The following is a 12,354-nucleotide window of genomic DNA, read 5'->3' as shown; positions in this document are numbered from 1 at the left end:
GGGGGTGCTTTCCTTTCGGAAAAAACAACTCGCTTCGCTCAGACATCTTTTTTCCTGCAGGAAAGCACCCCCATACCACCTTGCTCTTTGGGCTTGGTGGGAGAGGCACTCAGTATTGGTGAACAAACAGGAGAGATTTATGAAAGCTCGGACTTGTTGGGAAGCGGTTTGTACGGTGGACGATCTGGTGGCGGATTCCGGGATTGCCGTCTGGACGGAGGACGGGCCGGTCGCGGTGTTTTATCTGCCGCATCGGTTGCCGGCGTTGTTTGCCATCAGCCATAGCGATCCGTTCAGTGGTTCGAACGTTTTGGCCCGGGGGATTACCGGGGATTTGAACGGGGAGCCGGTGGTGGCTTCGCCGCTGTACAAGCAGCATTTCAGTTTGCGGACCGGGCGGTGTCTGGAGGATGCGGGTGTGCAGGTGAAGACGTATCCGGTGCTGTTGGATGGCAACCGGATACGGCTGGAGGTGCCGGTGGCTCAGGCGGCGTCGGTGGCGGCCTGAGCCCCTGGGGTCGCTGAACGGGCGTCAGCCGGGTTTGTTTGGGTCAATCCGGTGTCGGGCAAGTTGCGGTAGTATCATCTCTATCCTCAACAACACGAGATGCACCGTGACACCTCTCAGCCCCACCGACCAATTGTTCCTCTGGCTGGAAAAGCGCCAGCAACCCATGCACGTGGGTGGGCTTCAGCTGTTTTCCTTTCCCGAAAACGCCCCGGACGATTACGTTGCCCGGCTGGCGGAGCAGTTGCGGCAGCAGCATCAGGTAACCGCGCCGTTCAACCGCCGGCTGAGCTACCGGCTGGGCCAGCCGGTGTGGGTGGAAGACGATCAGCTGGACCTGGAGCACCACTTCCGCTTTGAAGCCCTGCCAACGCCGGGTCGCATCCGGGAGCTGTTGTCGTTTGTGTCGGCCGAGCACTCGCACCTGATGGACCGGGAGCGACCGATGTGGGAGGTGCACCTGATTGAAGGGCTGAAAGACCGCCAGTTTGCCCTGTACACCAAGGTGCATCACTCGTTGATTGACGGGGTTTCCGCGATGCGCCTGGCCACCCGGATGCTGAGCGAGAATCCGCAAGAAACCGGCATGCCGCCGATCTGGGATATGACACCAAGGGCGCGTTCCGGTGGCGATGATGGCAGCCTGTCACTCTGGCGCAGCGTTACCCACCTGCTGGGCAGCTCCGGCAAGCAGCTGGGCACCATTCCTACAGTGGCGAAGGAGCTGCTGAAAACCATCAACCAGGCCCGCAAAGACCCGGCCTACCACTCCATCTTCCACGCCCCGCGCAGCGTTCTGAACCAGAAAATTACCGGTTCCCGCCGCTTCGCCGCCCAGTCTTACTGCCTGAAACGCATCAAGGCGGTGTGTGAAGCCTATGGCACCACGGTGAACGACGTGGTCACCGCCATGTGTGCCTCAGCCCTGCGCACCTATCTGATGAACCAGGATGCCCTGCCGGCGAAACCGCTGATCGCCTTCGTACCCGTCTCCCTGCGCCGGGACGACAGCTCCGAAGGCAATCAGGTCGGCGTGATCCTGGCCAACCTGCACACCGATGAAAACGACCCCGGCCAGCGCCTGATGAAAATCCATCAGAGCATGCAGGAAGCCAAGGACCGCTACCGGCACATGTCGTCTGAAGAAATCGTCAACTACACCGCCCTGACCCTGGCCCCAGCGGCCTTCCACCTGCTCACCGGCATGGCGCCAAACTGGCAGACCTTCAACGTGGTGATCTCCAACGTACCGGGCCCCTCCGAGCCCCGCTACTGGAACGGCGCCAGGCTCGAAGGCATGTACCCGGTATCCATCGCCATGGACCGCCTGGCCCTGAACATGACCCTGACCAGCTACAACGACCAGGTAGAATTCGGCCTCATCGGCTGCCGCCGGACATTGCCCAGCATGCAGCGAATGCTCGACCACCTGGAAGAAGGCCTGGCCGAACTGGAAACCGCCGCCGGCCTGTAATCAGCCGAAACGGACTTCGTGGTTACGCTCGGAAACCTGGGTATTCAGGGTCCAGAAGTCGTACAGCACGCCGATAAAGAACAAGCCGCCGGTCAGCAGGTAGATCAGGCCGGTAATCCACTTGCCCATGTACATGCGATGGATGCCGAACACCCCCAGGAAGGTGAGCAGGATCCAGCTGATGTTGTAGCTGACCTCGCCTTCCTGAAAACGCCGGTCGGCCTGCCGGTCCATACTCGGGATCAGGAACAGGTCGATGATCCAGCCGATGAAGAACAGCCCTAGCGTGAAGAACCAGATGGTGCCGGTGATCGGTTTGCCATAATAAAACCGGTGCGAGCCCAGGAATCCGAAGATCCAGAGTAGGTAGCCTATGACTTTGCTGTGGGTGTCTGGTTGTCCGTTCATCCTGGTTCCTTTTTTTGAGTTTGGGTTCGGCTTGGGCCCTAGCCTGTTGGTTTTGGGGGCGGGACTGGGGAGGTTGGATTATTTTTCCCTTGGAAAAAACAACTCGCTTCGCTCAGACATATTTTTTCTGGCGGGAAAAATAATCCAACCTCCCCGTCCGTCACAATATCGGGGCATAGGCGGGGAAGACAAGGCGCAACAATCAAACTATCAGGGGCCGACATCAGGCGCCGGATCCACCCCACCTTCCCGAAATTCAGAGGCAGACTTCCCGGTCCACTTTCGAAACGCCCGACTGAAGTTGGACAGGTCGGCGTAGCCCAGTTCATAGGCGATCTCGCTGACGGACTGGGTGGTATAACGCAACAGCTGGATGGCCCGGTCTTTCAGGACGGCTTCTACGATTTCCCGGTAACTGGTGTCCCGGTCCGCCAGGCGGCGCTTGAGGGTTCGGGATGAGACGTGGAATCGCTCAGCCATGGCTTCCAGGGACGGTAGCGGCCCCGGGGTCATTCTAAGCATGTTGCGGATGGCAAGTACGATATCGCCTTGTTCTTTCAGGGCCTTCTGCAGCTCGAATTCGCATTGGTCCCGGGCCATTTGGGAGGCTTCGGCGTCGGCCAGGCGCATTCTTACATCCAGCATCTGGCGCGGGAAGATCAGCATTTCTTCCGGCTGGCCGTAGTCGAACCGCACCGGCAGCTGGCTGGCAAAGGCGGCGTAATAGCCGGGTTCCGGGGCGCTGAGGCGTACTGAGACGCCGGGCAGCTTGCCATCGGACAGGGCAAAGCCCCTGGCCTCGGCGTCGCTGCGGTCCAGTAGCTGCTCGGTCAGCAGAATCAGGGTGGCGCTGACGGTTTCGGCCAGGAAGTTGTACAGCCCCGGCACATCGAATTCGGTGCACAGCTGCACCAGTACCTGATCGCCAGCAAGGGACTGTTTCATGCTCAGGAACGGCGCCCGCAGTTGCAGGTAGCGGCGCACGGAATCCAGGGCGCCTTCAAAGGTGGGGCTGGTGAGGGCGGCAAAGCCGAGGGTACCGTGAATGGTTACCCGCAGCTCCCGCGCCAGCTGGAAGCTCAGGCCATCGTTGCCGGCCAGTTCCAGTGCCCGCTGGGCCATGAGGATCGCGTCGGTGACAAACACGCGGCTGTCGTTGGCTTTCAGGTCTTCAGCGGTGAAGGCCAGCCCCTGATACAGGGAGCGGTCATTATGGCCCAGCTTGCGTACGGTTTCTGCCAGTACCCGCAGGTAAACGCCCGGCACCAGAAACAGCCCTAACATCTGCTTCTCGGTGTCCGCTCCCGTTGCTGCCATAGTCTGTTCCTGAATTGATAAATGTCTGGTTACTGACTGTACCAGAACCCCATCAAAGCAACAGTGGGGCTGCGGGCCGCATGTTTGCCGTCATACCGGTCAATGCGGGGCTCCGGTGGCCCATTGTGAACGATGGCCGGCCCGTTTGCGCATTCAGCTTGTTGGTTGACTGGCCCACACTGGAGCCATGACATCAGCCAAAGCGTTCAAACGCACAGGAGTAACAACATGCTGACCACCGCACACGCCAACGGCCAGGCCAAGGCCTCACATACCCCGGACAACGTCGCCATCAAGCCCCAGCGCATGGGCTTCGAGTTCGATGAGAAGGTGCCCCGCTACTGGCTGGACAATAACTATCTGATCAGCCACACCATGAACGCACTTTCTGTGCTGTTTCCGGAAGGCGAGCAGTTTTTTGTAGATTCTGTGCGGGCGTTCCGCGATCAGATCAACGATTCGAAGCTGAAGGCGGAGGTTCGGGGCTTTATTGGCCAGGAGGCCATGCATTCCCTGGAGCATATTGCCATGAACCAGCATGTTCGCGATCAGGGCATGCCGGTGGAGGAGATGGAAAAGGATCTGAAGGTGATTCTGGACCTGGCCCGCAAGTTGCCCAAGCGGCATCAGCTGGCGGTGACCTGTGCCCTGGAGCATATCACGGCGATGATGGCGGATATGCTGCTGGAGCGGGACGATGTGCGTGAGGATATGCACGAGTCCATGCGGCCGTTGTGGGTATGGCATGCCATTGAGGAAACCGAGCACAAGGCGGTGGCCTATGATGTGTTCCAGCAGGTGGGCGGCACCTATGCCGAGCGGGCTTTCTACCAGTTGTTCGCGACGGCTGCATTGGGCGTGGTGGCGACCTGGTTTACCGGGCGGATGGTGATGAAGGATCGCAAGAACTTTTCGGTGAAGGGGGCAGCCAAGGGCATGTGGCGCATGTGGGGCAAGGACGGCGCTTTCTCTAGCCTGATTCCGGCCTGGGCGGAGTATTTCAAGCCGGATTTCCATCCCTGGGATAAGGACAATAGCGAGCTGATCGGGCGGTTTAAGGCGCAGATTCAGCAGTATATTGCGCCGCAGTATAAGAGTGGGAATCGGCGGACTCTTCAGTAAGCTCTGGTTTTGGGTATGTTTGGAGTTACGCGGGCGATCGGGTGGGGATGCCTTTCCTCCGGAAAAAACAACTCGCTTCGCTCAGACATCTTTTTTCCTGCAGAAAGGCATCCCCACCCGCTCACCTGCTTGATCTGACTGACGAACTGTCTCCGACTGACTGTTCTGCGTTCTCTGGGCTCTTTGGAGCCCGTTTATTCTTTTTTGCCTGACATCACGACTTCTCCCTTCTTCCACAGCCTCCATTCGCCGGGCTGGTAGACATCCCATTTTTCATCGGTGGTCAGGGGTTCTGTCACGATCACGCTGACGATGTCGTTGGGGGTGGTTTCGGATTCGAAATCGACGGTGACGTCGGCGTCTTTCAGCCGGGCCGGGCCGAACGGGGCCCGGCGGGTGATGCTGGCCATTTTGGTGGTGCAGTAGGTGAACAGCCAGTCGCCGTTGCTGAGCAGCAGGTTGAAGACGCCTTCGCTGGCGTAGGTCCGGGACAGGTCGACGAGTCTGGTGACGACGTCTTCCAGCGGGGTGTCGCGGCTGCAGTCGCTGCGCAGGTGGTTGAGGATGTCGCAGAACAGGGCTTCGCTGTCGGTGTCGCCGACCGGCTCGTAGAAGCCGGGTTCGGGGCGGAAGCCGGTGAGTTGGCCGTTGTGGGCGAAGACCCAGTATCTGCCCCAGAGTTCACGGATAAACGGGTGGGTGTTGGCCAGGCAGATTTCGCCGACGTTGGCCTGGCGGATGTGGCAGATGGCGACTTCGCTTTTGATGGGGTGGGTCTGGACCACTTCGGCGATGCGGGAGTTGGCGCTGGCGTCGGCGTCGTGGAAGCTACGCACGCCCTTGCCTTCGTAGAAGGCCACGCCCCAGCCATCTTTGTGGGGGCCGGTGTCGCCGCCGCGGCGGGTCAGGCCGGTGAAGCTGAAGCACAGGTCGGTGGGGGTGTTGGCGCTCATGGCCAGCAGTTCGCACATGGCAAAGCGATCCTTGGCTGATGGTGATTCAGCCAAGGATACCGCAATTTGACGGCAGCTCCAGTGCTGCCGGGGGCTTGTCAGGTCAGATGTACAGGTTCTTGCGGGAGAAGCGTTCGACCAGTGGCTGGTAGGCGGAGCCGAGCAGGCGGTTGATGGCATCGATGCCCCAGGCATCCGGGCCCACCAGGATGCGGGATTCGTTTTTCAGGATGCCTTTGACGATGATTTCGGCAGCCTTGTCCGGGGTGGTCATGGCAATCTTGTCGAAGCCTTTGCGCTGGGCTTCGCCGTTTTCGGATTTACCCATGCGGGCGGAGTTGGCGATGTTGGTGCGGATTCCGCCGGGGTGCACACAACTGACCTGCACCGGCTGGTTTTCCAGTTTCATTTCCTGGCGCAGGGATTCGGTGAAGCCCCGAACGGCAAACTTGGCCGCGTTGTAGGCGCTCTGCTTGGGCACGCCGATCAGGCCAAATACGCTGGAGACGTTCACCACATGGCCCTCACCGGATTCGATCAGGTGGGGCAGGAAGGCGCGGGTACCGTGGGCCACGCCCCAGAAGTCGATATCCATCACCCATTTGAAGTCTTCGTCGGTCATCTCGCGAACGGAGGCCGACAGCGCCACACCGGCGTTGTTGATGACCAGGTTAACCTTGCCGAAGTCCGCCCGTACCTGTTCGGCGTGGGCGTAGATGGCTTCGCGGTCAGAGACATCGAGAAGGTACGAACGCACGTCGGCACCACCGCAGGCGGCCACGGTTTCCGCCAGCCCGGCTTCGTTAACGTCAGACAGCGCCAGCCGGCAGCCTTTGGCGGCCAACACACTGGCAAGGGCCCGGCCGATTCCGGAACCGGCTCCGGTTACCACAGCCACTTTGTTCTTGAGATCCTTCATGATTACGACCCTCTGTCTTGTTTTTGCTACTGATGCAGGTACTTTAATACTCCGGTACTGTAACAGCTGGGCCGCCATGCAAAATGGCATCACACGCCCCCAGAAACGGGCGCTCCGGCCACTTGATTCGACGACGGGATAAAACTGACTATGGAATGGAGTCTTACCCACTTCTGGCTGATTCTGGCCCTGGCCCTCAGCCTGGCCGAACTCACCTCCGGCGTACTGCTGTTGCTCGCCCTCGGCGTGGCGGCCGCACTGACCGCACTGGTGGCGTCTCTCGGCGCACCGTTTGAATGGCAACTGGTAGCGATGGGGGTTCTGTCCGGCATTCTGGTTCCGGTGGCCATTCTCTGGATACGCCCCAGGTTCTCCCCCAAAGGGGTCGCCTATGGCACTACAGGCACCGGCGTGATGGAGCTGGACAAGCTGTTCGAATCCCGCAGTGAGGTCAACAATGCCATCCAGGCGGAAATGGAAGATGCCGCTTCGAATCTTCGTACCTTACGAATCCTCCGCCCTACTGGGCTCCATGGGCATGTTCCGGGAGCTGGCCGGCAGTCCTGAAGATGCCGTTCGGGACGCTCTGAGCCGGGACGGCCTGCGTGGTGGCATGGTGGCCTCAGCCGGCAACAGCTAAGCCATAAACCCGGTTACGGCACTCGCTAGCCCAGCAAATGGTCCAGCGGGCGCTCGTAACTGGGTGCAAACACCTCCAGAAAGTACAGCACTTCCGGCAGGGCCTGCTGTTGCAGGCCATGGAGTATCTGCTCAGCCGCCGGCTCGAATTCCTTGTTGCCGGTCTGGATCTCGGCCCGGCATTTCAGCAGGGCTGACAGCCGGTCTGCTGCCTTGATCAGCTCTTTCTCCACCTGGCCCAGCTGCGACTCCCGCACGTAGGGAGCGAAATCCTCCCGCAAGTCATCGGGTAGCAGTGCCAGCAGTTCCGCTTCGGCCTTGTGTTCAATATCCCCGAAGGCTTCCCGCATCACTTTCGAGTGGTACTTCACCGGGGTCGGCATATCACCGGTAATTACCTCGGTAGCATCGTGGTACAGCGCGGCAGCGGCGATGCGGTCGGCATTCACCGCCCCGTCAAAGTGCCGGTTGCGGATCAACGCCAGGGCGTGGGCGATGGTGGCCACTTCCCAGGAATGGGTGGCCACGTTTTCTTCGATGGCATTGCGCATCAGGCCCCAGCGCTTGATCCAGCGCAGGCGCGACACATAAGCAAAGAAATGACTGGCAGCACGTGCCTTTAGACTGGCCATAAGCCTTCCTGATCCGGTGGTTGTTCAGCGTACATCCAGGTTGAACGGTACGGTCACCTGGCCCTGATCATCCACGGCCGCCTGCCGGGACGGCTCCAGGGTGAACAGCTGGTCAGAGGGCACACCATGGGTGTCCTGCAGCAGGCGGCGCACCGCCACCCCCCGGTCTGTGGCCAGTTTGCCCAGTGTCTCCGGTGGCAACGACAGTTCACCATTGCGATAAGCCTGCTGGGCCTGCTCCCAGGCTTCACCGGTTACCGGTTCACCCCGGGCTTCACGCTCGGCCTTGAGCAGTGCCAGGCCATCGGCTTCAGCGGCTACGGCGCCACGGATATTCAGCAGCAGGTCCGGCCGGTCATTGAGGGCGCCTGCCAGGGCAGACAGCTTTTCCGCTTCGCCACCGGCCAGCTGCACACTGCCCGGCACAAAGCTCACCTGCCCCAGCTCTTCGCTGCTGAAACCGGCCAGGTCCGCCAGGGAGCCGAGCATGCTGAACGGCGAGGCCGCCGCTTTCACCAAGAGGTTCACAAAGGCCCGCATGACAATCTGGCCCACACTGAATTGCGGGTCAGACAGATCACCCTCGATGGGCAGGTCTACGTCAATCACGCCCTGGCGATCGGTCAGCAGGGCGAGCCCGAGCTTTATCGGCGCATTGACGGCCTCTTCACTGGCCACCGCCTGGCCCAGTTCCATTCGGTCCAGCACCACCTGGTTCGAAGCTTTCAGCCGGGTTCCGGTGAATTCGTAGTCCAGGTCCAGTTTCAGTTTGCCGCTGTCCACGCCGTAACCCAGAAAGCGGCCGAAGTAGGGGGACAGCACCGGCAGGGCCAGGTCGTCCATATTCAGTTGCAGCTCACTGGGGTCTTCCGTACCCAGGGCGCCCAGGGTGCCTTTGAAGGTGACCGGCGCCACGCCCGCCAGCCGGCCCTGCAAGTTCACCGAGCCCTGCTGGGGTGGCACGTTGCTGATGCCGGTTACGCTGCCGCTCAGGGTATCGAAGGTGGTGTTAAACACCGGCTCCATGGTGCGGTCGGTATAGGCTACGGAGCCTTCCTCCACCAGCAGCTCGCCAATGCGGAAGATAAAGTCTGGCTCGCCGGATCGTTCGGCTGCGCTGTCATCTTGCGCCGCGTCGGCTTGTTCCGTGCCGGCATCGGCGCCGGTTTTGACAATGCGCTCCACGTTATGGGCACCGCCGGTATCCCACACCAGGTTAAAGGCCGGTTGTGCCAGGGTTACTGTGCCGATTTCCAGCCGGGCCGGGTTGACGTTGAATTCCACCGGCGCCAGTCGCAGCAACTGCCAGGACACCAGTTGCCCGTCCTGGTCTGCCAGCCGCAGGTCCAGGTCGGCAATTTGTGCGGTGCCGCTGAAGGTACCGGTCATGGGGTCATCCTGGCTGTCCAGGTCCAGGTTGCCGTCAAAGCCCAAGCGGCCTTCGTTTATCGCCAGGTTAGCGCCCAGCTGCAGATAGGGTTCTACCGCAGCCAGCGCGATGTCTGTGCCGGCCAGGGCCCCTTCAAAATTGAACGGTGCGGGTGTCACCTGGCCGTCTGCCCGCAGGCTGCCACCGCTGGCCAGTCCCGCCGACAGGCTGTAGGGCACAGGCTCATCCATCTGCTGGGACAGCCCGCCCAGAGTGACCGCCAGGTCAGTCAGGGCCAGTTCCGCCGGGGTTTCCGGAACCCGGTCACGCCACCGGACGCCACCTTCGGTCAGTTCCACGCCCTCAACAGACCAGCGGAAAGCCGGAGCGGAGCTTGCGGGTTCTTCCCCGGCGGCCTCCGCCGCTTGCTCACCGGCCGGCAGCGAGGTTACCCAGTCGACCATACCTTCGGCATCACGGCTGGCGGCCACGAACGGTGCTTCGATGGTCACCATGCCCACAGAAGCTTCCCGGGCGGTGAGGTCAAAGCCAATGTCATTCACGGTCAGGGCCCGGGCTGTGAGCGCCGGCTCTTCGTCACCTTCGTTCAGGGCCAGGGCCAGGTCACGGATCGACAGCTTGCCACCGGAGGTAATCAGTTCAAACTGGTCACCACCGGCCAGCTGGTAGCGGGATTCCACGGTGACGGCGCCATCCCGCAGTTGCCAGGGCAAATAGGGGGCCAGGAAGTGGGCCAGGGTGTCGTGGCGAACATCGGCAATACGCAACCGGCCTTCGGAATACAGCGGCGTTACGCTCAGGTCGCCCTGCCAGTCGATGTGCTGGTCCCCGATGGCGGCGGTGACAGAGTACTGGCTGTCAGACTCTTCCCTCTGCCAGGTGGCCAGGTCGTTCAGGGCAAGATCCAGCGGTTCGATGAGGAATTCGGCCGCTTCCGGCTGGGAGAAATCCCGGAACAGCAGCTGGCCACCTTCAATGGCGATCTGCCGGAAAAACAGCCTGGGTGGTTCCGACGGCTCCGACGGCTCCTGAACCGGCTCAGGTTCGCTGGCAGGCGGGTTGGCGTTTTGCCAGTCCCGGGCGTAGTTCACCGAGTAGTCTTCCAGCAGATCCAGGCGGATATCCGGTTCGGTCAGGCGGATTTCCTCGAAGCCGATAATGCCCCGCACCAGCTGGAGGAAACTCACATCCACACGCAGTTTTTCAAAGGCCGTGACCGGTTCGTCTGCCTGGTCACGGGCGGCAAAGCCTTCGGCTTCCATGCTCAGGGCAAACGGATTAACCCGAATGCTTTCCACCTGCGCCTGCCAGCCCATACGCTGTTCCAGCTGTTCGGGCAGGGCTTTTTCCAGCCACCAGGGCAGCAACAGGAACCCCGCCAGTGCGTACAACCCCACCAATACCGCCAGCACGATGGCACTATTTCGCGCCAGATGACGTTCTGCCTTTTGCTCGGCCACAGACCACTCCCTCTGAAACAGCACTGAAATTCCGGATACTCCTTCAAGCATACCGCCGGGCGCCAGTCTTTGTCAGCCAGACCTGACAGCCGGCACTGAACCCGATATCCTCGCAAGACGTAACACTCCCTGTGCAACCCAACGGAGAGAGCAGTATGGACATCGGCGATATGCGTCGGGATTTTGAAAGTGAAGGGCTGGATCGCGAACACCTGAGCGACGACCCGGTTTTGCAGTTCCAGGCCTGGTTTGAAGATGCCCGCACCGCAGGCATTCTTGAGCCCAACGCCATGTCGCTGGCCACCGCCGGTACCGACCAGATGCCGGACCTGCGCACCGTGCTGCTAAAATACTTCGATAACCGGGGCTTTGTGTTCTACACCAATTACGGCAGCCGCAAGGCGCTGGAACTGGAGCAGAACCCCAAGGCAGCGCTGCTGTTTCCCTGGATCGGCCTGAACCGTCAGGTACGTGTTCAGGGGCCGGTGGAAAAGGTCAGCAAGTCGGAATCCCTGAAATACTTCGCCTCCCGGCCACGGGGCAGCCAGATTGGCGCCTGGGTATCGGAGCAGAGCAAGGCAATTACTTCCCGGGGCCTGCTGGAACAGAAAGTGGCGGAGATGAAACGCAAGTTCAGCTCCGGCGAGATTCCCCTGCCCAGTTTCTGGGGCGGTTACCGGGTGGTTCCGGAGCGGATTGAATTCTGGCAGGGGCGGCCAAGCCGGCTGCACGATCGCTTCGAATACGTGAGAGAGGGTGATGGCTGGACCATCCAACGCCTGCAGCCCTGACCGGCCCCAGATCTGGCTGTGTCACCAGATCCAGCGGGACCTGCCCGCACCGCCGGAGTGGATGACCCGTTTTGAGGCCGACACCATGGCCCGGCTAGAGGGTGTCCGAAGGCGGGAATTCCTGGCCAGCCGCTGGCTGATGCGGCAGGGTATCAGCCAGGCCAGCGGCACGGCTCCCGAGCACTGCCAGCCCGTGGACGGACGCCCGGTGGCGACCGTTTCTCCCCCGCACTGGTGCCTCAGCCTCAGCCACAGCCGGGAGCTGGCGGCCGTGGCCACGGCTGGCCGGCCACTGGGCATTGATATTGAACCGGGCCAGCGCAAGCCGGACTGGACCGGCGTGGCCAGGCGCTGGTTTTCGCCGGTGGAGCAGGAGTGGCTGTTCCGGGCCGATGATCCTTTTTCTTTCCTGCAGGTCTGGACTCTCAAGGAAGCCTGGCTGAAAGCCACAGGGCGGGGCATTGCCGGCAACCTGCAAACCCTGGAAGTACGCAAGAACTTCGAACTCTACGGCGACCAGCCTGATGGCCTCTGGCAGGCCAGCTGTTTCTATGCCGAAGGCTTTGTGATTACTCTGGTGCACCAGGCGTCCACCGATGGCAACCGCACGCTGTGGTCGGACATCACCCTGCTGGAGCCGCCGGCGGACGACTTTGCACTGACCCCGGCGCGGCCAACAGACACCAGTTGGGAACCCCTGTTCCAACGCATAATCCGCGCCAGGCGCTGACCCGGAGGCCC

12 protein-coding genes are annotated in these 12,354 nt (G+C 61.2%); 6 read left to right on the top strand and 6 right to left on the bottom strand.

The genetic code is table 11. The features are described from left to right. Positions 1 to 139: 139 nt before the first annotated feature. Together nirD and H3Z84_RS13095 are read left to right on the top strand one after the other, a co-directional pair. Positions 140 to 508, top strand: coding sequence for a nitrite reductase small subunit NirD (gene nirD / locus H3Z84_RS13100; RefSeq protein ID WP_199457746.1), 369 nt, complete (start codon positions 140 to 142; stop codon positions 506 to 508). 106 nt (positions 509 to 614) lie between these two features. Next, positions 615 to 1,982, top strand: a complete 1,368-nt coding sequence (locus H3Z84_RS13095; RefSeq protein ID WP_199457745.1) for a WS/DGAT/MGAT family O-acyltransferase — start codon at positions 615 to 617, stop codon at positions 1,980 to 1,982. On the opposite strand, the gene H3Z84_RS13090 is transcribed toward H3Z84_RS13095, so the two are convergent. Both H3Z84_RS13090 and H3Z84_RS13085 read right to left on the bottom strand, forming a co-directional pair. After that, complete coding sequence (locus tag H3Z84_RS13090) at positions 1,983 to 2,390, bottom strand: NINE protein (protein WP_058342267.1); 408 nt, start codon at positions 2,388 to 2,390, stop codon at positions 1,983 to 1,985. Between the two features lie 210 nt (positions 2,391 to 2,600). Then, on the bottom strand, positions 2,601 to 3,707 hold the full coding sequence (locus H3Z84_RS13085; protein WP_199457744.1) for an AraC family transcriptional regulator: 1,107 nt from the start codon (positions 3,705 to 3,707) through the stop codon (positions 2,601 to 2,603). A gap of 228 nt (positions 3,708 to 3,935) precedes the next feature. Here H3Z84_RS13085 and H3Z84_RS13080 point away from each other — a divergent pair, with 228 nt between their 5' ends. Next, the gene (locus H3Z84_RS13080) at positions 3,936 to 4,829 is read left to right on the top strand and encodes a metal-dependent hydrolase (RefSeq protein ID WP_199457743.1); all 894 of its coding nucleotides are present in this window, start codon (positions 3,936 to 3,938) and stop codon (positions 4,827 to 4,829) included. A gap of 194 nt (positions 4,830 to 5,023) precedes the next feature. Here H3Z84_RS13080 and H3Z84_RS13075 read toward each other — a convergent pair whose 3' ends face one another. Beyond that, the gene (locus H3Z84_RS13075) at positions 5,024 to 5,800 is read right to left on the bottom strand and encodes a class II glutamine amidotransferase (protein ID WP_199457742.1); all 777 of its coding nucleotides are present in this window, start codon (positions 5,798 to 5,800) and stop codon (positions 5,024 to 5,026) included. An 85-nt stretch (positions 5,801 to 5,885) separates the two neighbouring features. Further along, complete coding sequence (locus H3Z84_RS13070; RefSeq protein WP_058342263.1) at positions 5,886 to 6,701, bottom strand: SDR family NAD(P)-dependent oxidoreductase; 816 nt, start codon at positions 6,699 to 6,701, stop codon at positions 5,886 to 5,888. A gap of 150 nt (positions 6,702 to 6,851) precedes the next feature. Here H3Z84_RS13070 and H3Z84_RS17100 point away from each other — a divergent pair, with 150 nt between their 5' ends. Beyond that, the gene (locus tag H3Z84_RS17100) at positions 6,852 to 7,268 is read left to right on the top strand and encodes a hypothetical protein (protein ID WP_228285849.1); all 417 of its coding nucleotides are present in this window, start codon (positions 6,852 to 6,854) and stop codon (positions 7,266 to 7,268) included. Between the two features lie 98 nt (positions 7,269 to 7,366). Here the strand turns inward: H3Z84_RS17100 and yfbR are convergent, their stop codons facing one another. Further along, the gene (gene yfbR / locus H3Z84_RS13060) at positions 7,367 to 7,972 is read right to left on the bottom strand and encodes a 5'-deoxynucleotidase (RefSeq protein WP_094624385.1); all 606 of its coding nucleotides are present in this window, start codon (positions 7,970 to 7,972) and stop codon (positions 7,367 to 7,369) included. A gap of 24 nt (positions 7,973 to 7,996) precedes the next feature. After that, on the bottom strand, positions 7,997 to 10,822 hold the full coding sequence (locus tag H3Z84_RS13055) for a DUF748 domain-containing protein (RefSeq protein ID WP_323127000.1): 2,826 nt from the start codon (positions 10,820 to 10,822) through the stop codon (positions 7,997 to 7,999). 155 nt (positions 10,823 to 10,977) lie between these two features. Here H3Z84_RS13055 and pdxH point away from each other — a divergent pair, with 155 nt between their 5' ends. Beyond that, positions 10,978 to 11,613 (top strand): pyridoxamine 5'-phosphate oxidase, encoded by a 636-nt coding sequence (gene pdxH / locus H3Z84_RS13050; protein WP_094624383.1) that lies wholly within the window; start codon positions 10,978 to 10,980, stop codon positions 11,611 to 11,613. After that, positions 11,582 to 12,343, top strand: coding sequence for a 4'-phosphopantetheinyl transferase family protein (locus tag H3Z84_RS13045; protein ID WP_199457740.1), 762 nt, complete (start codon positions 11,582 to 11,584; stop codon positions 12,341 to 12,343). The genes pdxH and H3Z84_RS13045 overlap by 32 nt, the downstream gene beginning before the upstream one ends. Positions 12,344 to 12,354: the final 11 nt, after the last annotated feature.

The organism is Marinobacter sp. bablab_jr003, assembly GCF_016464245.1.
Lineage (GTDB): Bacteria > Pseudomonadota > Gammaproteobacteria > Pseudomonadales > Oleiphilaceae > Marinobacter > Marinobacter vinifirmus.
Note: the sequence above shows the minus strand (reverse complement) of the source record. Positions and strands in the feature narration are given on the sequence as shown.